Raw genomic sequence first — 19,984 nt, 5'->3', positions numbered from 1 at the left:
AGGTCGAAACAAGAACAAAGCACGGGAGGGATACCAGTGGTTGATCAAAACAATGAGCCAATGACGGCACGGGCTTGGCAATGGATGTGCGAGCAGGAGGCTTTCGTCATCAAGGATGTGGTTGCCGTGACCGGTATGTCAGAGCCCCACATTTACAAGGTTGTGAAAGATTGGCTCTCCTCTGGCCACCTGATTAAAAACCCAGCGGGTGTTGCGACGAAACCGGCTTGGTTCAAGGTGGCCACTTTGGGCAAGGCTCCGCCAATAGGGAAAAACAGTGGTGCGAAAAAGCCCAAATGTCGGAGCAAGCGCAAAACCAATCAGCAGAAGATGTGGAACACCATGAAGATCAGCAGCCGATTTACCCTGTCAGATTTGATGCTCACAGCCAACGTAGGCCAGCGTCAAGCCTGGCACTTCACTAACAGCCTGGTCAAAGCGGGTTATGTGAAAGTCCTCTACAAGGTGGACAAATTTTTGCCGGTGCGAGCGAGAACAGGTTTAACAGGGCGGTTCCAACTGGTCAGGGATACCGGTCGCCATTCCCCTATCTGTCGGGCCAATGGTTGTTGGGATCAAAACCAGAAGCGGCTTTATCCGTTCCTGGTGGAGGGGGATGAGCATGGAAACGTGGCTTGAGGTATTGCAGGCCGAAGTGGAGGCCAGTTCGTTGGCCGTGGTAGCCGAGAAGCTCGGTCTGTCCCGAACCTTGATCAGCCAGGTCTGCAACGAGAAGTACCCAGGGGATCTGGCGCGGGTGCAGAAGTTGGTGGAAGGGAACCTGATGGGCCACAAGGTGATGTGTCCCATCCTGGGGGAAATCCCGGTGCATCAGTGTCTGGCCCATCAGCGCAGAAAGGCGGATGAGGTCGGGACCAGGCCGATGGATATCAAGCTCTGGAAGGCCTGTCACAGCGGCTGCCCCCATAGCCAGCTCAGCGAGGACCAGCAACTGCGTCGGCCAATGCGGCTCGCCGTCGGACAGGGTGGCCGAGGAGGGGACAAAAACGTTCGTTATGACGCTGATGCCACCCTGTCCAGATTGCGCCGCCAGGCAAAAAGCGATGGTGAAAACGCAAGCAGTAGCTTGCGCATTCTGGCCGAACTGCTGGCGGAGGAGCTCAAGATCATGGGCATCAAGTACAACCGGCTGCTCGACAAGGTGGAGAAGCACGGCCAGTAAACCAGCGGGCTCGGGTTGTGCTGTGGGCCCAGTGACGAGATCACAAGGAGAACGGGATGAACAGAAATCTGCAGAACACCGCTGACCAGCTGCGCCTCTGGCTGACGGCAAACGGGTGCAAGGTACGCACCGGCCAGGTTCGCCATACCCCGCTGCTGATGGTGACCGGGCCCTTGCCGCCGGAGATGACCCGGCGGGCGGTATGGGGCCGCGAATACCTGGCCGGCGTGGTCAGCGAAGTGGCCATGGTGCGCTTTGGTGGCTGCGTATTGCACTGGCGCCAGTAAGCGACCACCGAACAACAACGGGATAAATCAAGGAGAGCTTTATGCAAGAAGCACAGACCAGCAACACCACCCCGATGCGGCAGAACGCCCAGGGGCACTGGGTACCGGAGAACCTGATCGCTCCGGCGGACAAGCTGCGCGATGAGGTGGTGATGGCCATCATCGCGGCGGCCCGTGAGCAACGTTCACTGCTCGCCGCCTTTAAGATCGACGCCATGCAGCAGATCGCCGACTTTGTGGACCTCTCGGCCGAGCAATACGGGGTGGCCTGGGGCGGCACCAAGGGCAACGTCACTCTGCTCAGCTTCGATGGCCGTTACAAGCTCATTCGGGCGGTGGGGGAGCACCGCAAATTTGATGAACGGATCCAGGCTGCCAAGACGCTTATCGACCAGTGTATTGCGCGCTGGAGCGATGGCGCCGACGCCAAGCTGCGGGCCCTGGTGGACCATGCCTTTCGGGTTTCCAAGGCGGGACACATCGACGTCAACCAAGTGCTCTCCCTGCGTCAGCTGAACATAGAGGACGCCGACTGGGAGCAGGCCATGCAGGCGATCGCCGACGCCATCCAGGTGACCGGCACCAGCCAATACCTGCGGCTCTACGAGCGTGACGGACAGGGCCGTTACGTCCAGATGAGCCTGGATCTGGCGAAGTTGTAAGGGAGGAGTGAGCGATGGAAATCAACGTAGAACAGGCCGAAGAGCAACTGCTGCTGTGCGAGCAGATCAGCGAGACAGAGGGCACTTGCTACCCCGACGACACCTATGAGGATGGGATCAAGGCCGCCCTGCTGTGGGCGCTGGGACTGGGCCCCATGCCGCTCAATGAGGAGGAGTATCAGGGGTTGATGCCGTTGAAATTTGAAGAATAAGCCAGTGCGAAACAGGGTGGCTCTGCCGCCCTGTCTGCCCGGCGTGGTGGTCGGGTACTGATGAGCAGCCGGAGGAAGGATGGAAAACGTGAAAGCCCTTTTGAACACAAGCGTGGCCGATGCCAAGAGCTCCTTGGAATGCCAGCTGAGGAGCAACCCACAGCGGTCTCTGGATGATGCGCAACTGGCCATCGACTTCATCAATCAATACGGCCAGGCTGCCAGCCAAAAATCCCGGCTGACCATGTTATCCGCCATCGTCAACAAGGCGCGCAAGCGCCTGTCCAAGTAAGCGAAACGGGGGCTTTCCCCGTCTACCCAACGTGGTGGTTGGGTACTGATGAGCAGCCGACCTGGGCCCAGGTCTTCACCGCCTCGATAAAGGAGCACGGCGATGACCAAAACAGAGATGGATATTCGGCTTACCAAGATTTTCAGCGCGGCCGCTATTGCACTGGCGACCCCTGACAAACGGGCTGTGTGCAGACAGCTCAAGCAGTTTGATAAAGAGGCTCGCCAACAGGGCTTTCATGCCCTGGCAGGGGAGGCCAGCCAGATGCGCTGGCAACTGGTGGCGGAGTTGCAACAGGCTAGGACGGCAGAGGTCCACCATGGCCGCGTCTAACTGGCAGGCTTTGCTGGCCTATGTGATGAAGTTTGGCGCCCTGAGCCAGCCGCAGGCTGAGAAGTGGCTGGACAGCCATTGTTCGCAGTGGCGCAGCGGGGATGAGGTAACGGCCGGCCAGATCTGGGTGGCGAAAGCGGGGAGGGGATCATGACAACGAGCAGTGAACGCACCCGCTTGATCCGGTTGGTGCAGGTGGGCCGCCGCTCTTTGGGGCTGGACGATGAAACCTATCGAGAGCTGTTGGCCCAGCAGAGTGGCAAGCGCTCGGCCGCCGAGCTGACGCCCCAAGAGTTGGACAAGGTGCTGGTGGCCATGAAGGTGGCGGGTTTTAAACCAACCGTTAAACGCCCCGTTAAAGAGATTACCAGCAAGCGTTTAAGCCCTGCCCGTGGGACCCAGGTCAAGACGGCAGAGATAGGGGTGATCCGGGCAGTCTGGATCACCATGTATCGCCACGGTCTGCTGCGCGATGGCAGCGAAACTGCGCTCAATCACTATGTGGAGCGTCAGACGGTGCGGCTGAACAAGGGGATCGGGGTGGCCGAGGTGGCCTGGCTCAGCGAAGAGTTGGCTTACCCGGTGCTGGAGTCCCTCAAGAACTGGCACAAGCGGGAGATGGTCGAGGCGCTGCAGGCAGCCAAACGGCCCGTCCCCCTCAGTAGGATCGGGGCGAAGGTAGCAGGCTATCAGGCCGTGCTGGCGGCCTTCGAGCAGATGCAAGCGGAGGTGCAACATGGATAGCAACCAGGAGAATCTGGATCTGTTCGCCGAGGACCACGAATCGCTGGGTCAGTTGGTGGATCGGCTGGATCAGATCCCGACCAGCGAATTGACCGCTAAGTGGCCCAAGGCGCTGGCCGAGCTGGTGGACGTGCTGGCCTGTGAACTGGGTCGAAGTGGTATGTCAACGGAGCAGGCCATGGCCCAGGCCCGTAAGTTGGCGCTGGTGCAGGCCCACTATATGGGTGGGCGTGCCTACTACATTCCGACCGGGGAACACCTCAAGGCGGCGTTGCGTGACCGGGCCATCTGGGACGAGTTCAATGGCCGCAATATCGATGCGCTTGCCCGTAAGCATGGCCTCTCGGTACCGCAGACTTATGCGGTGGTGGCGGAGCAGCGTCAGTTGACGAGGCGACGTCATCAACCGGACTTGTTTGGACTGTAACGAAAGACCCCGCCTTGGCGGGGTCTTTCTATTTCGCCCGAAGGGTTGCGGTATGCCGATCCGATAGTATGTATCTGCTCACCCTCTCAATCAAATTGTTGAGGACTGTTGTTCTGAGGTTATGCACGTAGGCCCGTAATACCAATAACACATTGAGACACTGAATTTTTTTTGTTACAACAAAGGTCAATAATTCAGGCTATGCGGAATACATCCGTCGTAGGTAAACGGTTAGATTGCAGAGGGTGACCTAGTTGGAAATCGCAAAGCTGGTTCTCGAATTTCTAAAGGTTCTTGTGTGGCCCTCCGTCATATTCACCCTAGTACTGCTGTTTCGCCCCAACATTGAGCGAATCCTTAGGCAATTCAGTGAGCGGTTAGGAACCGCCGAAATGTTGAAGTTGGGTGTAATGGGCCAGGAGGTACAAATCTCTGGAACAGCCAAGGAGCTTGCGAAAGAAAGAGCCCTGTTGGCTCAGTCCCAGCCGTCGGATGTGTCACCAGAAAAATTGCAAGCAATCGATCGTGCTGCACGTGAGTTAAACAACTCATTTGCAGACCTTGTTGGGCTGAACTTATTACAGTCAACAACCCCTGTTAGGCTCGAGAACATTGCTCACCGCATTATAGGGGCCATGAGTACGGGTACAGAGCAGCCAAAGCATCCGCCAGTGCTAATCTTGACATTAACTCGCGAGATCGAAAAGTTGCTTACTACGCTGCAGACTATAGGGTATGTAGAAGCAGATGAGGGTGAATACAAACTCAGCCCCGAGGGGCAGCGTTTTTTCCAGCGCGTCGCGGACCAGCAGGGTGAGTTACTGGCTCGATTCTATGCATTGACCTAAGGCGCGTAACACAAAAAACTAAGAAACGAAGATCTAACCCTTCTCTCAGGCGAATGTGCCACTGAGGGTTACCCCACCGCGCCTTCCTATCATGTCAAACATTATATTCATTTGGAGAGAGTCGAGTGTCTGTCAGTACTCTGATATCAAGAATTGGGCAACTTCAAAGGGAACTTGCCGACTTGCAGCGTAAACTTACGCAAGAAACTAAAGCAGAAAATGATAAGTCGAAAAGAATTCTTCAGATTCAGTCGTCGATAACAAAGACAACCAGCGCATCCACGATTCAAAGCAAATTGAAGGATATTCAGCGTTGTTCCGATGAGATTGCAAGGATACAGGGTAAGAAGGCAAATATATCAAGAAGAGTTGCCGATAAAAACAATCAGTTGATGAAGGCCCAGGCTGACCTTCTGCGCGAGCAAGGGGCTGAACGTCGCCGTGTAGAACAAGCACAGCGACGCCGAGAGAGTGAAGCTCTAAGGCATCAGCGGCTTATTACTCAAGAATTGGTTCTTCAGAAAGAGATTGTACGTGAAGTCGAAAGAGTATCTGAGCATCAGGCTTCAGATGTTGAGTTTGACGTTTTCATATCCCATGCCAGTGAAGATAAAGATGATTTTGTTCGTCCGCTGGCAGAGGAGCTCTCAGGGCGTGATGTTCGTGTCTGGTATGACGAATCAACGCTTAAAGTGGGCGATAGTCTTAGGCGTAAAATCGATCAGGGGTTGGCTCGTTCCAGATATGGGATTGTAGTTCTGTCAGGAGCTTTCTTTGTGAAAAACTGGCCTCAGTATGAGTTGGATGGAATGGTCGCCCGCGAAATGGATGGTCATAAAGTAATACTTCCAATTTGGCACAAGGTATCGAAATCAGAAGTCATTCGCTTTAGTCCAACTCTTGCCGACAAGGTTGCAATTAACTCTTCTCTGAGCAGCATTGAAGAAATCGCAGATCAGTTGATGGAAGTTATCGGTACAGTGTGAACAGAATCATTCGTTTTAGCTGTCCCATAGCATTAGCTCAAGCGTTAGGCTTTTGTATTTCAAGTAACCTACCATAAACCCGCCCCATTAAGGCCCCTCGGTACGCTGCGATAACGCAGTTCATCGAGAGGCCTTTTATGTTGCCTGACACCTTTCCTATTGCACTCACCTGGTTGCTTCGTCCCGATGTGGAAGGGGACGAAGTCAACCATCCGGCCGACCGGGGTGGTCACACCAAGTACGGCATCGCCGATGCTGCCGATGGCAAGAAAGATGGCATGACCGATCTCGATCGGGACGGTCAGCCGGATATCGCCATCTCGGCCCTTACTCCTGCTCATGCCGGGCCCTTCTATCGAGCCAACTACTGGTTGCCCGCTCGCTGCGATCGGGTCGAGAGCGTCTGCCCGTTGATCGCCATTGCTCTGTTCGACGGGGCAGTGCATCACGGCCCAGGCCGCTCGGTGCGTCAGCTGCAGCAGGCACTCGGCATCATGGCCGACGGGGTGCTGGGCTCTCAGACCCTGCGGGTGCTGGCCGCCAAGACAGGCCGGGACGGTGGCCGCGCCCTGCTGCTTGCCCTGCTGGAGGTCCGAGCCAGTTTTCTGCTCGGCATCGTGCGCAAAGACCCGAGCCAGTGGGTCAACGCCTGGGGCTGGATCAACCGCCTGCTGCGTCTGCAGAGCTACCTGCTCCCCCAGTTCGAAGAGGTGGCGCCATGAGCAGCGCCAGCCTCACCAACAAGCGCCAGCGGGCGCAGCAGCGGATCCAGGTGGCCGGTTACTTCGGCATCCCCGAGCTCAAGAACCCCCGCTATCTGGTCTGTTTCAAGGATGGGCGCCATGCCCATCTCAAGGCCTGGCTGGCCGACCCACTGACCAGCACCGACCCACAGGCGATCCCGCTTTACAGCCATCACGCCACCCGCCAATCCCTGTTTGCCAAGGGGTGGCAGTCGGTGACCGAGTTGGATCGCCTGCGGGCCCGTGCCCGTCGTTCCCAACCCCAAGAGAAGGAAAACCATCATGCCTGATTCCCTGTTACCTCAAGCAAAGCCGGCACTCAGGAGCCGCACCGTGATCGGCGGCGTCATCGCCGTGGGGGCCGGTATCGCCGGCCTGTTCGGCATCGACGTGGATGCCCAGACCCAGAGCACGATCGCCACTACTGCTATTGATGTGGCCAGTGCGGTGGGCGGCTTGCTGGCTATCTGGGGCCGCCTCAAGGCGACTCACATCATCAAATAACCGGTTCGCAAGGAGACGGCTTTGAGCGATCCCATAGACCGCGCCCAGCAGCTCGACGCCGAGCGAACCGGGCGCCTTATTGCAGCCCATCGGGCGCGAGCAAAACCCATCGGTGATGGCATCTGCTGCGATTGCGATGAGCCCATCCCGGCGGCTCGGCTCAAGGCCGAGCCGGACGCACCGCGCTGTATCGAGTGCCAGACCCTATTCGAGCGCAAGGAGGCTGTCCGTGTGGGAATTCATCGTTAAGAACTGGGGGCCGCTGTACGCCCTGGCCAGTCTGGTGGGGCTGGTGGTCATCATCTTGCTCTCCAAGACCTACGCCAAACGGGAGGATCTCACCGCCCTGGTACAGCGGGTGCAGCGAGTAGAGCAGGTGCTGGCCGATCTGCCGAGTGAGAAGGAGCTGCACAAGCTGCAGCTGGAGATAAGCGAGCTGCGCGGCGAGCTGCGGGAGGTCAAGCCGGAGCTGCGCCAGGCGCGCCGGCTAGCCGACATGCTGCTGGAGAACGAGCTGGCATCGGTACAGAAGGAGAAGGCATGAGCATTCAAGGAATATTGGACGCCCAGCAACGCCTGGTGATCTTGCGCTCCCTGCTCGATATCGGCGGTGCGGCCAACGAGTCGATCCTCAACGATTGCCTGGACCAGCTGGGCACCGGCCGGGTGACCCGGGATCGGGTCAAGACCCTGCTGGCCTGGTTGGAAGAGCAGGGGCTGGTGCGTATCGAGCGCCTCGCCCAGGTGCAGGTGGCTCACCTCACCGGCCGGGGTCAGGACGCGGCCGAGGGGCGCGCCTCGGTGCCTGGCGTCAAGAAGCCCAGGGCGGAGGATTGACCATGGCCGAGAAACCGACCCGGGGTCGTGCCAGCAAGGTGTGGCTGCTGCCCGAGTCTATCCGCAACGCCCTCAACGAGCTGCTGCGCGACAAAGCCAACAGCCAGGCCGCCATCCTGGATGAGATCAACGGCCTCATCGAGGAGGCGGGGCTGCCGGACGATCTCAAGCTCTCCCGCTCGGGTCTCAGTCGTCACGCCAGTCAGGTGGAGCAGGTGGGTCAGCACCTGCGCGACCTGCGGGAGACCACGGCGGCGCTCACCTCCCAGCTCGGTAACAAGCCGATGGGGGAGACCACCAAGCTCATCCTGGAACTCGGCCGCTCCCAGTTGTTCAAGGCGATGCTGGCCCAGGTGCAGAACCCGGAGGAGGCGGTGGATATCGACATGCTGAAAAACGCCATGCTGGCGGCACAGCGCCTCGAATCCACCGCCATGCAGAGCCACAAGCGGGAGAAGGAGATCCGTCAGGCGTTCGCCGAGGAGGTGGCCGCCAAGACCGAGGTCATCGTCACCCAGGCCGGGCTGAGTGGTGAAGCCGCGGCGGCCATTCGTCGTGAAATCCTGGGGATCGCCTGATGACCACGATCGCTCAGCAGTTAGCTCAGGCCCTCGGTACCGAATACAACCCCGATGAGGTACTGCTGCCGTACCAGAAGATTTGGATAGCCGACGAGAGCCCGCTCAAGATCGCCGAGAAGAGCCGCCGAACCGGCATCACCTGGGCGGAAGCGGCCGACGCGACCCTCACTGCCTCCAAGGCCAAGAACGCCGGCGGTGGTCACCACTTCTACGTGGGCAGCAACAAGGAGATGGCGCGCGAGTTTATCGACGCCGTGGCCATGTGGGCCAAGGCGTTCAACAAGGCGGCCGGCGAGATCCTGGAGGAGGTGTTCACCGACGACGAGGACAAGGCGATCCTGACTTTCGTGGTCTATTTCGCCTCGGGCTTCAAGGTGCAGGCGCTTTCCAGCAATCCTTCCAACCTGCGGGGGATGCAGGGCAATGTGACCATCGACGAGGCAGCCTTCCACGACCGGCTGGCCGAGGTGCTCAAGGCCGCGCTGGCGCTCACCATGTGGGGGGCCAGGGTGCGTTTAATCAGCACCCACAACGGCGTCGACAACCTGTTCAACCAGCTGATCGGCGACAGCCGCGCCGGCAAGAAACGCTACTCCATTCACACCATCACCCTGGACGACGCTTGTCGGCAGGGGCTCTACCAACGCATCTGCCAGGTCAAGGGTATGCCTTGGTCACAAGACGCAGAGGACGCCTGGAAGGCGGGCTTGCTCAAGGACACCGCCACCGAAGAGGACGCGCTGGAGGAGTATTTCTGCGTGCCCAAGCAGAGCAGCGGCGTCTATATCAAGCGCACCCTGATCGAGCGGGCCATGCAGCCGGATATCCCCATCCTGCGCTTCACTGCGCCCAAGGATTTCGAGCTCCAGAGCGAGGAGACCCGCAAGGCGGTGGCGGAGCTCTGGTGCGAGGAGCACCTCAAGCCCTGCCTGGAGGCACTCGATCGCACCTGCCGCCACGTGCTCGGCGAGGACTTCGCCCGCAAGGGGGATCTCTCGGTGTTCGTCCCGCTCTCCATCGCAGCCAACCTACGCAAACGGGTGCCCTTCGTAGTGGAGCTGGTCAACGCCCCCTATGAGACCCAGCGCCAGATCCTGTTTTACCTGCTGCAGGGGCTGCACCGCTTCACGGCGGCGGCCTTCGATGCCACCGGCAACGGCGGCTATCTGGCGGAGGCCGCCCGGCTGCGTTGGGGCGCCAGCATGATCGAGTGCGTGATGCTGAGCGACCCCTGGTATCGGGAGTGGATGCCCAAGCTCAAGGCCGAGCTGGAGGATGACAACCTGGTGATCCCACGCCATGCGGACGTGCAGGACGATCTCGGCAAGATCCAGGTCATCAACGGCATCCCCAAGATCGACAAGGGCAAGAACACCGGTCAGGGCGGCCAGCAGCGTCATGGCGACTTTGCGGTGGCGCTGGCCATGGCGGTGCGGGCCAGTTGGATGGAAGGTGGCGCCATCGAGTTCACTCCCTTGCCAGGCAAGCGGGGCGAAGGGCGGCACGACGACTACCACCAATTTGAACGAGGGGGCTGGTAATGGCTGAACTGATTGATATTCATGGCAACTCGCTGCGCCTGCAGAAGGAGCCGCAGACGGAGAACGACGCCAAGCTGGCCCAGTTGCGTCGCCACTACAGTGAGCACCCGACGGTGGGGCTCACCCCAGGCAAGGCGGCCGCCGCGCTCAAAGAGGCGGAGGAGGGGAGCCTCATCGCCCAGTGCGAACTGGCCGAGGACATGGAGGAGAAGGATGCCCACCTGCAGAGCGAGCTCGGCAAGCGCAGGCGCGCCCTGCTCGGGGTGAGCTGGACCATAGAGCCGCCGCGCAACGCCAGCGCGGCCGAGAAGCGCGACAGCGACATGATCCGCGAGCTGCTGGAGGACTTCACCTGGCTGGACGATGCCATTTTTGACGCCACCGATGCGGTGCTCAAGGGGTTCAGTGCCCAGGAGTTCAGCGGCTGGGAATTGGTGGAGGGGCTGCAGCTCCCCAAGGGCATCATCTGGCGCGATCCCGCCTGGTTCCAGACCCACCCGGATGACTGGAACCAGCTGCGACTGCGAGACGGCAGCAAGGAGGGGGCAGGCCTCAATCCGTTCGGCTGGTTGGTTCACAAAGCCAAATCCAAATCGGGGTATCTCGCCCGCACCGGTCTTATCCGCACCCTGATCTGGCCCTTCCTGTTCAAGAACTACAGCGTTCGGGACTTGGCCGAGTTTCTGGAGATCTACGGTCTGCCGGTGCGCCTCGGCAAATACCCGGAAGGAGCCACCGAGAAGGAGAAGGCGACTCTGCTGCAGGCGGTGCTCTCCATCGGCCACAACGCCGGCGGCATCATCCCCAGGGGGATGGAGATCGAGTTCCAGAACGCCGCCAGCGGCCAGGCCGACCCCTTCGTGGTGATGATGGACTGGTGCGAGCGCTCCATCAGCAAGGCCGTCCTAGGCGGTACCCTTACCAGCCAGGCCGACGGCAAGAGCTCGACCAATGCGCTCGGCAATGTCCATAACGAGGTGCGCCAGGAGGTGCGGGACGCAGATCTCCGCCAACTGGCCGCGACCCTGACCCGGGATCTGGTCTATCCGCTGTTTGCCTTGAACGGCAAGAGCTTCCAGGGCCCGCGCCGGGCTCCCCGGCTGGAGTTCGACGTGACCGAGCCGGAGGACATGCGCGATCTGGCCTATCCGCTGCGCGCCCTGGTGGGGATGGGAATGCAGATCCCGGCGCAGTGGGTGCGGGACAAGCTGCAGATCCCGGTCCCCAAGGATGGCGAGGAGGTGCTGGTCATCGTCGACAAGCAGGTGGGGTCAGGAGAGGCAGCGCTCAAGGCGCAGGGCTTGGCGGTGCTGGCAGCAAAGCACCCCACCCAGGGCGATAACAACGACGCCCAGCTGGCCCGGCTGCAGGCCGAGGTGGCCCCCTTGCTGGCGGGCATGACCGACGCCGTTCAGGCACTGGTCATGCAGGCCACTACCCTGGAGGAGATCCGGGATGGCTTGCTGGCACTGGAGCCCAACCTCAGTCATGACGAACTGGGTACCTTGCTGGCCCAGGCCATCGCCGCCAGTGAACTGCTCGGGATGCTGGAGATGGAGGAGGGTAACTGATGCCCGTTCGTTATGGCTCGCTCCCCTTTGCCGAGGCGATCGCCTTCTTTCGCCAGAAGCTCGATATGCCGAGCGAGCGTTGGGCCGATGTGTGGCGGGACGCCCATAACCGCGCCTTTATGGTGGCGGGGGCGACCAAGACGGACTTGCTGGCCGATCTGCGCGGGGCGGTGGACAAGGCGATAAGCGAAGGGCAGTCGCTCGGGTCCTTTCAGAAGGCGTTCCAGGACATCGTAGCCCGCCACGGCTGGGCGCATACCGGCCCGGCGTCGTGGCGCTCCCAGGTGATCTTCGAGACCAACCTGCGCCAGAGCTACAACGCTGGCCGCGAGGAGCAAATAGAGCGTATCAAGCACAAGCGCCCTTATGCCCTCTATCGCCACGGGAACTCGGAGCACCCCAGGGAACTGCACCTCAAATGGAACAACCTGGTGCTGCCGGTGGACCATCCCTGGTGGGGTACCCACAGCCCCAGCAACGGCTATGGCTGCAAGTGCAAGAAGTTCCTGCTCTCCGAGGCGGACCTCAAGGGGCGCGGCCTGACGGTGGGCCAGGCGCCAGACGATGGTGACTATGAGTGGGTGGACAAGGCGACCGGGGAGATACACCGGATCCCCCGTGGCATCGACCCAGGATTTGACTACCTGCCGCAGACGCCGGCCTCCCTGACCGAGGTCATGGCCAAGCGGGAGTCCGCCAAACCCGCGCTGGCCGAGCGTCTGCCCGAGCGCATGGTGGAGAGCGCCTATTCCAGCGCCAAAGGGGTGACGGCCCAGGGACTCAGCGATCTGCTGGCCCAACTGCCGGCTCCACAGCGAGAACCGCTGGCAGCCTTCCTCAAGGCACACCCGGTTAAGACGCTGTTTATCAAGCAGACCGAGATGGGGAAGGGGGCAGCCGGGCTCAAGGTGGCGCCGGCCATCGCGGAATATCTTGGTAAAGATGCTTACCTGGTACGTACCCTGTATCACTCACGCCGGGCCAATATGACCAATGGCTTCACCGCCAAGAGTTGGGATCACCTGGTTATCAAGGTCAAGGCGGGTGATACGTTCAAAACGGTGGATATGCAGGCGGTACGGGCAGCGGCGGCCGAGGTGGTGGCCGATGCCAGGCACAACAGCGGTCCGCGCCAATGGCTGCCGCGAGGCACCAGCGGCGAGACCCTGCGACGTCACTGGAGCGTATCGGCCAACGTCGGCGGCAAGCAGGGGGAATCTGCGCAGCGGCTCTCTACCTGGTTGCACGAGCTGGGCCATCAGGTTCACTTCTGGGCCGGTGAACCGGATCTGACTGGAGTCGGTCTGCTGACGGAGTACGCAGGCAAGACCAGAATGGAGGCCGCCGCCGAGGCCTTTGCTGCCTGGGTGCTAGCAGGTGAAGAAATGGCACTACACTTTCCCGAATTGGCAAAACGAGTGAAAGACATGATAGAACGGGCCACAGCAGTGGCTACCAAAGGAGATAAGCCATGAGAGGGACCTTGCTGGAACAAGCCAGCCAGTTACTGGAGACTGAAGGTGCTTTTACCTTGGCGCAAGCCAAGGCCCTTGATGCCTTGTGTGAACAAGCGACGGAGCATGAGGCTGAGCTGCTGGCTGACTTGTGGGAAGCCGCCATGCTTGCCGCCGATGCGGAGGCCTTGCACTTTATGACCACCTTTGAGGATAAGCACTGATGGCGGGCAGCTTTATCGCCATCAGCCACCATGGGGTGGTCGATGCCTATCAACTGCTCGACCAGCTCTATCGGCGCTCAGGTGATCTCAGCGAACCGCTGGCGGATATCGGCGAGGGGTTGGCGCTCTCCCACCGGGATCGCTGGGATGCTCAGGAGACCCCGGAAGGGGAGGCCTGGACCCCGCTCTCGGATAACTACCGCGCCCGCAAACCGCGCCATGCCGACGAGGTGCTGCGCCTCAACGACGATCTGCGCGATACCCTCAACTACCAAGCCGACCCCCAGACTCTCTACTTCGGTACCCCGCTTGAATATGGCGCGGCCCACCAGTTTGGCCGCCCCGAGATCAACCTGCCCGAGCGCCCCTATCTGGGGCTGTCGGAAGCAGACCAGCAGAGCGTGCTGGAGACCCTGGAAGGCTATCTGACGGCGGGCGCGCCCTAAGCCTCTGAGCGCGTTTACAGGGGGAGGGCCGGTGCGATGGCATGGCCCGTCCGTTTCCCGCACTGCAAAACCGCGTTTAAACACCGTTAAACAGCACCACCCCCTGTTGTTGCAGTAACCCACCATAAACCCGACGCCCCTTCTCGCTCCCTGACACTGGCCGCAGTGATGTTTTGCGCCCAGCGCCGGAGTGAGAGTGATGCCCCAATTTGCCATTGCCCAGGCCATTCTGACCGCCCGCCCCACCGTCCTGGGATTGGCAGTGCTCGATGCTGCGCTGAATCCCGGCGCCGATGGTTGGCACCAACTGCTGCCGATGGGCCCCTTCAAGGCCAGGGATGGTCGCCCCTTCGATGTGCCCGGCGGCCATTGGCAGCTCGACAAGGCCATCGCCACCACCCTGCTTAACCGGGTGCGGGAGCAGGGGCAAGACATCCTCATCGACTACGACCATCAGACCCTCAAGACCGACCAGAACGGCCAGCCCGCCCCGGCGGCCGGCTGGTACAACGCCGACGAGATCGAGTGGCGAGAGGGGCAGGGCCTCTTTATCAAACCGCGCTGGACCGATCGCGCCGCCGCCCTGGTGGCGGCCGGTGAATACCGCTTCCTCTCAGCCGTCTTCCCCTATGACGCCCAGGGCCGCCCTCTGGAGCTGCGCATGACCGCCATCACCAACGATCCCGGGGTGGTGGGCATGCAGGCGCTGGCGGCCTTGAGTGCCCACCCTGTTCAACCCGGCCAGCCGGCCACCCCCGCCCATGTGGCACAGAAGGAGAACTCCATGAATGAACTGCTGAAAAAGCTGCTGGCCAAGCTCGGCATCGAGCTGACCGGCGACCCGACCGACGAGCAACTGCAGAAGGCGCTCACCGAGCTCGACAGCCTGCAGGCCAGTGCCAAGAAGGCGCCGGAGCTGGAGGCCGCGCTCTCGGCTGAAAAGGCCTCGTTGGCTGCTCTCAAGGCGCAGCCGGGTGGTCAGATTGACCTGGCTCAGTACGTGCCGGTGGCGACCTATAACGCCCTGGTCACCCAGGTGGCAGCCCTGACTGCCCAGGTCGACACCACCGACGCCGCGACCCTCATCAAGGAGGCTCGCACCCAGGGCAAGGTGGTGGCGGCCGAGGAGGAGTACCTGACCGCCTATGCCTCCCAGAAGGGGGTGGCAGCCCTCAAGGCGCTGCTGGCCCCGCGTCCGGCCATAGCGGCGCTCGCCGCCAGCCAGACCGCCGCCGTCACCCTGCCGGAGAAGAAGGGCGATGCGGTGCTCTCGGCCGAGGACAAGTACGCCGCCGACCAGCTCGGCATCAGCCACGAGGACTTTGCCAAGGCGAAAGCCTAGGCAAGCGCCTCCCGTTTCACGCGAAGGCAGTTCTGTTTAACCAGAGAAGGAATAAACCATGGCCATTGTTACACCCGCGCTGCTGCAGGCCCTCTTCACCGGCTTCAAGAAGAACTTTGAAGACGCGAAAGGGGAGGCGCCGACTCAGTACACCAAGATCGCCACCGTGATCAAATCGACCACCAAGTCCAACACCTATGGCTGGCTCGGCAAGTTCCCGACCCTGCGCAAGTGGATCGGAGACCGGGTGATCGAGTCGATGAAGGCGCACAGCTACCAGATCGTCAACGAAGACTTCGAGGCCACGGTGGGGGTGGATCGCAACGATATCGAGGACGACGAGCTGGGCATCTACGCACCTCTGTTCGCCGAGATGGGACGCTCGGCCGGGGTGCATCCCGACGAGCTCTGTTTCGGTCTGCTCGGCGCCGGCTTCAGCAGCCCCTGCTATGACGGCCAGTACTTCTTCGACACCGACCACCCGGTCTACCCCAAGGCCGATGGCACCGGCACCGCCGTGGTGGCCGCCAACCTGGTGGTGGATGGCGCCTATGTCGGCGAGCCCTGGTTCTTGCTCGACACCAGTCGCGCCCTCAAGCCGATCATCTTCCAGGATCGCAAGTCGCCACAGCTCATCGCCATGACCAAAGCCGATGACGAGGCGGTGTTCACCTCCAAGCAGTTCCGCTACGGGGTGGATTGCCGGGATGCCGCCGGCTTCGGCTTCTGGCAACTGGCGTTCGCCAACAAGCGCGCCCTGACCCCCGACAACCTGTGGGATGCGATTACCAGGATGCGCGAATTCAAGGCGGATGGTGGCCGTCAGCTTGGCATTAAGCCGACCCTGTTGGTGGTGCCGCCCTCCTTGGAGAAGCTGGCCACCCAGATGCTGGAGCGCGAGCTCTCCGAGAGCTCCAGCAACGAGCTCAAGGGCAAGCTGGAACTGGTGGTGGCGGATTACCTGTAACGCCGAGGGCGGTAACCCCGTGGGCCCGGTGCTACGGCGGGGTTAAACGGCCACAGTCTGACCGTTTAACCCCGTTTAAACCGGCCCCTGGATTGAACGAGATAGAGGGAAACATGAGATGGCTATTCGAGTGCTCGTTATATCGAAACTTCATCAGGGCTATCACCGGGCGGGCCAGGCGATTGCACCTGGCGAGTCTGAGCTGGTTGTCTCGGATGAGCAGTGCTCGGCTTTGGAAGGCGATCCGCGTCTGTCGGTCTTCCGCTTGGCCGTGGAGGTGGAGGAGCCTGCGCCTGTGGCGGATACCAAGCCCGCGCCGGATGCACCGCCGGCGGCGGGGGATCTGGACGATGCAGCATTGGGCGAGCTGAGTCAGGCCCCCGAAAGCCTGGTCCCTGAGGCGGTAGAGCCCGCCGTCAAACCCGATAGCGGCAAGGGTAAGGGCAAATGAGTTACGCCAGCGTCAGCGACATGGTGACCCGCTTTGGTGAGGCGGAGCTGCTGCGCCTCGCCATGACCCCGGCCGGCGAGCTGGACAGTGCGGCCATTGCGCTCGCCCTGAGTGACGCCAGCGCGCTGATCGACGGCTACCTGGCGGGGCGCTACCCGTTGCCGCTGGCCCATGTCCCAAGCGCCCTGGTGCCCATCTGCGCCGATATCGCCCGCCACCGCCTCTATGGCGAGCAGGCGCCGGAGCAGATCGCCAAACGCAACGAGGCGGCCCTGGCCTTCCTCAAATCGGTGGGCAAGGGGGAGCTGGCGCTGGGGCTGGCGGCCGACGGTGAGCAGTTGGAGAGCCAGAACCTGGCCCAGCTGCAGTCCGATGGCCGGGTGTTTGGGCGGGGCAGTGGGGGCTTCCTATGAGTGAGCCTGAACTCGACTACCTGGCTGCAGGGGAAGCCCTCAAGGGGTTGCTGCTGCCGCTCAAGGGGCAGGGAGTCAAGGAGGTGTTTGTGGCTACCGACCTGGAGGCGGTGGCCAACCTGGGCCAGCACCACCCGGCCATCCACATCATCTACCAGGGGGAGCGCCCGCAGGAGGGCAATCAGTCTGGGCGGGTGAGCTACTTCGAGCAGCTCTGGCTGGTGCTGCTGGTGCATCGCGCCACCCCAAACCAGCCGAGTGCCGGGGTGTGGATGGGACGCATCCTGCAGGCCGTGGCAGGTCGGCCCTATGAGAACAGCGTGTTCAGCCGTGGGGCCAGCCCGGCCCGGCCGAGCTACAAGGGCGGGGTGGCCTATCTGCCGCTCGCCTTTACCGTGACCGTGAAATTCAAAGGAGAGCGATGATGAGCGAAACACTGCACCTGGAAGGGGATCTCTATATCGAGACCTTCACCAACAACGTCTCGAACGGGGTGATCGGCCCGGTGGACGTCAACAGCCTGGAGGTCAAACCGGACAGCGAGAAGATCAGCATCCCGAGCAAGCGCAAGGGCAAGCTCGGTCAGGCGCGCGAGACCTACTTCGTACCCAAGCCCGCCACTGTCAGCATCAAGACCAGCGAGATCCCGCCGGTGCTGCTGGCTGCCGCCTTTATGGGGCTGGAGAGCCCCATCAACCAGGGCGCGGGGACGCTCACCGATCTGCCGGTGACGCTGCCGGCGCATCCCAAGTGGGTGAGCCTGGGCAAGACCAATCTGTCGGCCACCGGCCTGGCGGTGAAGGAGGGCACCACCCCCTTGGTGCTGGGTACCGACTTCGAGATCAACTATGCCCTGGGGCTGCTGCGCGCCACCAAGGTGGGGGTGGTAGCAGACGGCGGGCCCGTGACCGTCAGCGCCAGCTATAACGCCGTCACCGGCACGCGCATCGCCGGCAACGTGCAGCCGGAGGTAAAGGCGAAGCTGACCCTGGACGGACGCAGCGTGATCGGCGGGGAGTCCATCGTGCTGACGGTGCCGCGTGCCTCGCTGGCCCCCAAGAAGGCGGTGGACTTCCTCAGCGACAAGCCCATCGAGATCGAGCTGGAGGGGGAGCTGCTGGCCCTGGATGGCGAGACTGCACCCTTCTATGTGGATCGACCAGAAACGGTGTAAGGCACTGGATTGCAGAATGGCGGGGAAGACCCGCCGTTTTTTCTTAGCTATCGCCAATGCTTACTCATAAACGAATCTGTCACATGGATTTGTTATCAAAAACACCTTCACTTGCTAGTTCCCCGAATCGCACAGCAAGTTCAGTAATGTCATAAAAATATTCTACAGCTTCACGCATAGTTGGTGGTTGGCATTCATCCTGATGGGTTAGTTCATTTCGTCTCTTAACAGCAGCCACTAAGCGCTCCAGAAGAGTGTCATCAACAATGCCACGGAACGTCTTTGCTTGCTTAATATTGAATGGGGCTTTGAAAAGAACACATATTTCCTTGAATAATTCGAACTGTTCAATTATCGCCGCCTTGGCAATGTAGGGGGCCACTCTGGAACCATCAACCTCAGGGAGATCTATCCTACGCATACCATTCTCTGGCTCACGTTTAAAAACAACATCTGCTCTTGCAGCAATAACTCTAGATTCGATGCTTGTTTTTACAATGTAAGGAAAACTTCTATCAATTTTAACTTTGTTTGCAGGGGCTTCAATCAATGGCCCTTCAAGCCAAGCGTCATTGTCATTACCTATATTTTTCCATTCACACATTTTTTCAGCAGAACGAGCCAGATCAAACACAATTGCTACTTGGTTCATAGCCATATGGGCTTTTAGTTCGTATTTTATGTATGAATTAAACATTGTTTGTTAACCTATGTGTTTGTTCATTGTAGCCGGGTTCGCAATGTAAATACATTGCTATTCGGATGGTTGTTTGCTGTTTATTTCAACAAGTTCCACAATGAACTCTGCATATTCTTCATAACCTTGAAGGATTTCATCCAACTGTTCTTGAGTTAATTCTCGCACAACCTTTTTGGGGTTTTTAACGTATGGGGTTATCGATGTAAGTCGATACCTTTTTTTATAATAATAGTCATTGGACTGCTCGGGCGTAATTATCTCTTCGAGAACCACAGTTCCGCCAGATGCCTGCATTCTGGCAAGCCAATACAATTCTTCGAGTAAATTTATACCCACATCAACAATTGTTCTTGCACCTTCTTCAGATATGCTTTCGCCATGAATTGCACGGTTGCATAAAGCAATAACTTCTCGTAATGCTTTTCCTATGTCATGGTTGATTATTTCTTGGTTGGTGAGTTGGTTTACGAGAATTCCAAGCGAGAAGTTTTTAACGGTAATCGAATTATAACGAGCAAGTTGCCCAAGGGTTTTTTCAAGCTCAATGCGGATTTTTGCCAAAGCTATTACTGGGTCTGATTCTGCTAATGCCTTGATTGCATCACTAGTAGCATATATTTCAGCTTGTTCTTCACGAGTCTCTTGGGTTTCATTGAGTGTTTTTTCAGTTTCCGATTTTATCTTGCGGATTTCATCAATATCTATTTCAGCTTCAAAGTCCCCGAATTTTATTTTCTTAACTGCGGCCACGAAAGGGCTGAGAAGCATAACGACTAATAAGAGAATTGAAGTCGTATCAACGGTTAGATTTACAATTTTTAAGCTATGGTCAATGAGTAAAATGAAAGCAACCCCAAATGCAATCCACCAGAGATTTCGCAAGACCGTTTCTTTCATAACACCAGAAGCTCATATAATTGAAAAATACAGACGACATTTTGCCATTGGGTTCCAGATTGTGCCATGCAAAGTTATCTTCCTTGTGACATGTATCTGTAATTTGTCGTAAACCCCTCAACTTTGTCATCTCTTTACCATGAGGCATCTCCTACTTGTTCGGAA

General features: G+C 59.5%; 32 protein-coding genes and 2 other RNA genes. 32 read left to right on the top strand and 2 right to left on the bottom strand.

The window, feature by feature from the left end:
* Positions 1 to 36 precede the first annotated feature (36 nt).
* The 32 genes from ABNP46_RS11160 (at position 37) to ABNP46_RS11005 (ending at position 18,222) form a co-directional block, all read left to right on the top strand.
* Positions 37 to 639, top strand: a complete 603-nt coding sequence (locus ABNP46_RS11160; protein ID WP_349917767.1) for a hypothetical protein — start codon at positions 37 to 39, stop codon at positions 637 to 639.
* Positions 623 to 1,183, top strand: coding sequence for a transcriptional regulator (locus ABNP46_RS11155; RefSeq protein ID WP_349917764.1), 561 nt, complete (start codon positions 623 to 625; stop codon positions 1,181 to 1,183). Before ABNP46_RS11160 ends, ABNP46_RS11155 begins: the two co-directional genes overlap by 17 nt.
* A 56-nt stretch (positions 1,184 to 1,239) precedes the next feature.
* A complete protein-coding gene (locus ABNP46_RS11150; protein ID WP_323939601.1) occupies positions 1,240 to 1,470 on the top strand; it encodes a hypothetical protein in 231 nt (76 codons plus the stop codon).
* A 41-nt stretch (positions 1,471 to 1,511) separates the two neighbouring features.
* On the top strand, positions 1,512 to 2,132 hold the full coding sequence (locus tag ABNP46_RS11145) for a DUF3164 family protein (protein WP_349917762.1): 621 nt from the start codon (positions 1,512 to 1,514) through the stop codon (positions 2,130 to 2,132).
* Positions 2,133 to 2,146: 14 nt separating this feature from the next.
* Positions 2,147 to 2,344, top strand: coding sequence for a hypothetical protein (locus tag ABNP46_RS11140; protein ID WP_349917760.1), 198 nt, complete (start codon positions 2,147 to 2,149; stop codon positions 2,342 to 2,344).
* 4 nt (positions 2,345 to 2,348) lie between these two features.
* An RNA gene (locus tag ABNP46_RS11135) (hammerhead ribozyme type II) lies at positions 2,349 to 2,418 on the top strand.
* 5 nt (positions 2,419 to 2,423) lie between these two features.
* A complete protein-coding gene (locus ABNP46_RS11130) occupies positions 2,424 to 2,636 on the top strand; it encodes a hypothetical protein (protein ID WP_349917758.1) in 213 nt (70 codons plus the stop codon).
* Positions 2,635 to 2,698: hammerhead ribozyme type II (locus tag ABNP46_RS11125), an RNA gene on the top strand. Before ABNP46_RS11130 ends, ABNP46_RS11125 begins: the two co-directional genes overlap by 2 nt.
* A 40-nt stretch (positions 2,699 to 2,738) precedes the next feature.
* Positions 2,739 to 2,969, top strand: coding sequence for a hypothetical protein (locus tag ABNP46_RS11120; protein ID WP_349917757.1), 231 nt, complete (start codon positions 2,739 to 2,741; stop codon positions 2,967 to 2,969).
* A complete protein-coding gene (locus ABNP46_RS11115) occupies positions 2,956 to 3,123 on the top strand; it encodes a hypothetical protein (protein WP_349917756.1) in 168 nt (55 codons plus the stop codon). The genes ABNP46_RS11120 and ABNP46_RS11115 overlap by 14 nt, the downstream gene beginning before the upstream one ends.
* Positions 3,120 to 3,713 (top strand): gp16 family protein, encoded by a 594-nt coding sequence (locus tag ABNP46_RS11110; protein ID WP_349917753.1) that lies wholly within the window; start codon positions 3,120 to 3,122, stop codon positions 3,711 to 3,713. Before ABNP46_RS11115 ends, ABNP46_RS11110 begins: the two co-directional genes overlap by 4 nt.
* Positions 3,706 to 4,140 carry a Mor transcription activator family protein gene (locus tag ABNP46_RS11105; RefSeq protein ID WP_349917751.1) on the top strand — a complete coding sequence of 145 codons (435 nt, stop codon included), beginning with the start codon at positions 3,706 to 3,708 and terminating at the stop codon, positions 4,138 to 4,140. Before ABNP46_RS11110 ends, ABNP46_RS11105 begins: the two co-directional genes overlap by 8 nt.
* Before the next feature lie 254 nt (positions 4,141 to 4,394).
* Positions 4,395 to 4,988, top strand: a complete 594-nt coding sequence (locus tag ABNP46_RS11100; protein WP_349917748.1) for a hypothetical protein — start codon at positions 4,395 to 4,397, stop codon at positions 4,986 to 4,988.
* A gap of 125 nt (positions 4,989 to 5,113) precedes the next feature.
* Positions 5,114 to 5,974 (top strand): toll/interleukin-1 receptor domain-containing protein, encoded by an 861-nt coding sequence (locus ABNP46_RS11095; RefSeq protein WP_349917746.1) that lies wholly within the window; start codon positions 5,114 to 5,116, stop codon positions 5,972 to 5,974.
* Positions 5,975 to 6,111: 137 nt separating this feature from the next.
* Positions 6,112 to 6,696 (top strand): glycoside hydrolase family 108 protein, encoded by a 585-nt coding sequence (locus tag ABNP46_RS11090; RefSeq protein ID WP_349917744.1) that lies wholly within the window; start codon positions 6,112 to 6,114, stop codon positions 6,694 to 6,696.
* On the top strand, positions 6,693 to 7,007 hold the full coding sequence (locus ABNP46_RS11085; RefSeq protein ID WP_349917742.1) for a hypothetical protein: 315 nt from the start codon (positions 6,693 to 6,695) through the stop codon (positions 7,005 to 7,007). The genes ABNP46_RS11090 and ABNP46_RS11085 overlap by 4 nt, the downstream gene beginning before the upstream one ends.
* Entirely contained in the window at positions 7,000 to 7,221 is a 222-nt protein-coding gene (locus ABNP46_RS11080; RefSeq protein WP_349917740.1) for a hypothetical protein, read from the top strand. The genes ABNP46_RS11085 and ABNP46_RS11080 overlap by 8 nt, the downstream gene beginning before the upstream one ends.
* Positions 7,222 to 7,242: 21 nt before the next feature.
* A complete protein-coding gene (locus tag ABNP46_RS11075) occupies positions 7,243 to 7,470 on the top strand; it encodes a TraR/DksA family transcriptional regulator (RefSeq protein ID WP_349917739.1) in 228 nt (75 codons plus the stop codon).
* Positions 7,451 to 7,765, top strand: coding sequence for a DUF2730 family protein (locus ABNP46_RS11070; RefSeq protein ID WP_171283028.1), 315 nt, complete (start codon positions 7,451 to 7,453; stop codon positions 7,763 to 7,765). The genes ABNP46_RS11075 and ABNP46_RS11070 overlap by 20 nt, the downstream gene beginning before the upstream one ends.
* Positions 7,762 to 8,058 (top strand): VpaChn25_0724 family phage protein, encoded by a 297-nt coding sequence (locus ABNP46_RS11065; RefSeq protein ID WP_042008320.1) that lies wholly within the window; start codon positions 7,762 to 7,764, stop codon positions 8,056 to 8,058. Before ABNP46_RS11070 ends, ABNP46_RS11065 begins: the two co-directional genes overlap by 4 nt.
* Positions 8,059 to 8,060: 2 nt before the next feature.
* Positions 8,061 to 8,636 carry a DUF3486 family protein gene (locus ABNP46_RS11060; RefSeq protein WP_349917737.1) on the top strand — a complete coding sequence of 192 codons (576 nt, stop codon included), beginning with the start codon at positions 8,061 to 8,063 and terminating at the stop codon, positions 8,634 to 8,636.
* Complete coding sequence (locus ABNP46_RS11055; RefSeq protein WP_349917734.1) at positions 8,636 to 10,180, top strand: hypothetical protein; 1,545 nt, start codon at positions 8,636 to 8,638, stop codon at positions 10,178 to 10,180. Before ABNP46_RS11060 ends, ABNP46_RS11055 begins: the two co-directional genes overlap by 1 nt.
* Positions 10,180 to 11,751, top strand: a complete 1,572-nt coding sequence (locus tag ABNP46_RS11050) for a DUF935 domain-containing protein (RefSeq protein WP_349917732.1) — start codon at positions 10,180 to 10,182, stop codon at positions 11,749 to 11,751. The genes ABNP46_RS11055 and ABNP46_RS11050 overlap by 1 nt, the downstream gene beginning before the upstream one ends.
* Positions 11,751 to 13,226, top strand: coding sequence for a phage head morphogenesis protein (locus ABNP46_RS11045; RefSeq protein ID WP_349917729.1), 1,476 nt, complete (start codon positions 11,751 to 11,753; stop codon positions 13,224 to 13,226). The genes ABNP46_RS11050 and ABNP46_RS11045 overlap by 1 nt, the downstream gene beginning before the upstream one ends.
* Positions 13,223 to 13,429: a hypothetical protein gene (locus tag ABNP46_RS11040; protein WP_349917728.1), complete on the top strand. Its 207-nt coding sequence runs from the start codon at positions 13,223 to 13,225 to the stop codon at positions 13,427 to 13,429. The genes ABNP46_RS11045 and ABNP46_RS11040 overlap by 4 nt, the downstream gene beginning before the upstream one ends.
* Positions 13,429 to 13,875, top strand: a complete 447-nt coding sequence (locus tag ABNP46_RS11035; RefSeq protein WP_349917725.1) for a phage virion morphogenesis protein — start codon at positions 13,429 to 13,431, stop codon at positions 13,873 to 13,875. The genes ABNP46_RS11040 and ABNP46_RS11035 overlap by 1 nt, the downstream gene beginning before the upstream one ends.
* 199 nt (positions 13,876 to 14,074) lie before the next feature.
* Complete coding sequence (locus tag ABNP46_RS11030; protein ID WP_349917724.1) at positions 14,075 to 15,217, top strand: phage protease; 1,143 nt, start codon at positions 14,075 to 14,077, stop codon at positions 15,215 to 15,217.
* 58 nt (positions 15,218 to 15,275) lie between these two features.
* Positions 15,276 to 16,184: a Mu-like prophage major head subunit gpT family protein gene (locus ABNP46_RS11025; protein ID WP_349917722.1), complete on the top strand. Its 909-nt coding sequence runs from the start codon at positions 15,276 to 15,278 to the stop codon at positions 16,182 to 16,184.
* 130 nt (positions 16,185 to 16,314) lie between these two features.
* A complete protein-coding gene (locus ABNP46_RS11020) occupies positions 16,315 to 16,635 on the top strand; it encodes an HI1506-related protein (protein WP_349917721.1) in 321 nt (106 codons plus the stop codon).
* Positions 16,632 to 17,048 carry a gp436 family protein gene (locus ABNP46_RS11015; RefSeq protein ID WP_242798537.1) on the top strand — a complete coding sequence of 139 codons (417 nt, stop codon included), beginning with the start codon at positions 16,632 to 16,634 and terminating at the stop codon, positions 17,046 to 17,048. Before ABNP46_RS11020 ends, ABNP46_RS11015 begins: the two co-directional genes overlap by 4 nt.
* Complete coding sequence (locus tag ABNP46_RS11010) at positions 17,045 to 17,473, top strand: phage tail terminator protein (protein ID WP_349917718.1); 429 nt, start codon at positions 17,045 to 17,047, stop codon at positions 17,471 to 17,473. Before ABNP46_RS11015 ends, ABNP46_RS11010 begins: the two co-directional genes overlap by 4 nt.
* Complete coding sequence (locus ABNP46_RS11005) at positions 17,473 to 18,222, top strand: hypothetical protein (RefSeq protein ID WP_349917716.1); 750 nt, start codon at positions 17,473 to 17,475, stop codon at positions 18,220 to 18,222. Before ABNP46_RS11010 ends, ABNP46_RS11005 begins: the two co-directional genes overlap by 1 nt.
* Positions 18,223 to 18,301: 79 nt before the next feature.
* Here ABNP46_RS11005 and ABNP46_RS11000 read toward each other — a convergent pair whose 3' ends face one another.
* Together ABNP46_RS11000 and ABNP46_RS10995 are read right to left on the bottom strand one after the other, a co-directional pair.
* Positions 18,302 to 18,919 carry a hypothetical protein gene (locus ABNP46_RS11000; RefSeq protein WP_349917714.1) on the bottom strand — a complete coding sequence of 206 codons (618 nt, stop codon included), beginning with the start codon at positions 18,917 to 18,919 and terminating at the stop codon, positions 18,302 to 18,304.
* A 57-nt stretch (positions 18,920 to 18,976) separates the two neighbouring features.
* A complete protein-coding gene (locus ABNP46_RS10995; protein WP_349917713.1) occupies positions 18,977 to 19,819 on the bottom strand; it encodes a hypothetical protein in 843 nt (280 codons plus the stop codon).
* Positions 19,820 to 19,984: the final 165 nt, after the last annotated feature.

It is taken from the genome of Aeromonas veronii, from assembly GCF_040215105.1.
GTDB classification, from domain to species: Bacteria; Pseudomonadota; Gammaproteobacteria; order Enterobacterales; family Aeromonadaceae; genus Aeromonas; species Aeromonas veronii_G.
Note: the sequence above shows the minus strand (reverse complement) of the source record. Positions and strands in the feature narration are given on the sequence as shown.

Excerpts from the sequence above, each read along its gene's own strand:
- ABNP46_RS11045 (WP_349917729.1), top strand. The coding sequence starts at position 11,751 with ATGCCCGTTCGTTATGGCTCGCTCCCCTTTGCCGAGGCGATCGCCTTC.
- ABNP46_RS11120 (WP_349917757.1), top strand. The coding sequence starts at position 2,739 with ATGACCAAAACAGAGATGGATATTCGGCTTACCAAGATTTTCAGCGCG.
- ABNP46_RS11015 (WP_242798537.1), top strand. The coding sequence starts at position 16,632 with ATGAGTTACGCCAGCGTCAGCGACATGGTGACCCGCTTTGGTGAGGCG.
- ABNP46_RS11000 (WP_349917714.1), bottom strand. The coding sequence starts at position 18,919 with ATGTTTAATTCATACATAAAATACGAACTAAAAGCCCATATGGCTATG.
- ABNP46_RS11150 (WP_323939601.1), top strand. The coding sequence starts at position 1,240 with ATGAACAGAAATCTGCAGAACACCGCTGACCAGCTGCGCCTCTGGCTG.
- ABNP46_RS11060 (WP_349917737.1), top strand. The coding sequence starts at position 8,061 with ATGGCCGAGAAACCGACCCGGGGTCGTGCCAGCAAGGTGTGGCTGCTG.
- ABNP46_RS11085 (WP_349917742.1), top strand. The coding sequence starts at position 6,693 with ATGAGCAGCGCCAGCCTCACCAACAAGCGCCAGCGGGCGCAGCAGCGG.
- ABNP46_RS11090 (WP_349917744.1), top strand. The coding sequence starts at position 6,112 with ATGTTGCCTGACACCTTTCCTATTGCACTCACCTGGTTGCTTCGTCCC.
- ABNP46_RS11040 (WP_349917728.1), top strand. The coding sequence starts at position 13,223 with ATGAGAGGGACCTTGCTGGAACAAGCCAGCCAGTTACTGGAGACTGAA.
- ABNP46_RS11115 (WP_349917756.1), top strand. The coding sequence starts at position 2,956 with ATGGCCGCGTCTAACTGGCAGGCTTTGCTGGCCTATGTGATGAAGTTT.
- ABNP46_RS11155 (WP_349917764.1), top strand. The coding sequence starts at position 623 with ATGGAAACGTGGCTTGAGGTATTGCAGGCCGAAGTGGAGGCCAGTTCG.
- ABNP46_RS11055 (WP_349917734.1), top strand. The coding sequence starts at position 8,636 with ATGACCACGATCGCTCAGCAGTTAGCTCAGGCCCTCGGTACCGAATAC.
- ABNP46_RS11080 (WP_349917740.1), top strand. The coding sequence starts at position 7,000 with ATGCCTGATTCCCTGTTACCTCAAGCAAAGCCGGCACTCAGGAGCCGC.
- ABNP46_RS11025 (WP_349917722.1), top strand. The coding sequence starts at position 15,276 with ATGGCCATTGTTACACCCGCGCTGCTGCAGGCCCTCTTCACCGGCTTC.
- ABNP46_RS11145 (WP_349917762.1), top strand. The coding sequence starts at position 1,512 with ATGCAAGAAGCACAGACCAGCAACACCACCCCGATGCGGCAGAACGCC.
- ABNP46_RS11010 (WP_349917718.1), top strand. The coding sequence starts at position 17,045 with ATGAGTGAGCCTGAACTCGACTACCTGGCTGCAGGGGAAGCCCTCAAG.
- ABNP46_RS11140 (WP_349917760.1), top strand. The coding sequence starts at position 2,147 with ATGGAAATCAACGTAGAACAGGCCGAAGAGCAACTGCTGCTGTGCGAG.
- ABNP46_RS11110 (WP_349917753.1), top strand. The coding sequence starts at position 3,120 with ATGACAACGAGCAGTGAACGCACCCGCTTGATCCGGTTGGTGCAGGTG.
- ABNP46_RS11130 (WP_349917758.1), top strand. The coding sequence starts at position 2,424 with ATGGAAAACGTGAAAGCCCTTTTGAACACAAGCGTGGCCGATGCCAAG.
- ABNP46_RS11065 (WP_042008320.1), top strand. The coding sequence starts at position 7,762 with ATGAGCATTCAAGGAATATTGGACGCCCAGCAACGCCTGGTGATCTTG.
- ABNP46_RS11030 (WP_349917724.1), top strand. The coding sequence starts at position 14,075 with ATGCCCCAATTTGCCATTGCCCAGGCCATTCTGACCGCCCGCCCCACC.
- ABNP46_RS10995 (WP_349917713.1), bottom strand. The coding sequence starts at position 19,819 with ATGAAAGAAACGGTCTTGCGAAATCTCTGGTGGATTGCATTTGGGGTT.
- ABNP46_RS11005 (WP_349917716.1), top strand. The coding sequence starts at position 17,473 with ATGAGCGAAACACTGCACCTGGAAGGGGATCTCTATATCGAGACCTTC.
- ABNP46_RS11035 (WP_349917725.1), top strand. The coding sequence starts at position 13,429 with ATGGCGGGCAGCTTTATCGCCATCAGCCACCATGGGGTGGTCGATGCC.
- ABNP46_RS11050 (WP_349917732.1), top strand. The coding sequence starts at position 10,180 with ATGGCTGAACTGATTGATATTCATGGCAACTCGCTGCGCCTGCAGAAG.
- ABNP46_RS11105 (WP_349917751.1), top strand. The coding sequence starts at position 3,706 with ATGGATAGCAACCAGGAGAATCTGGATCTGTTCGCCGAGGACCACGAA.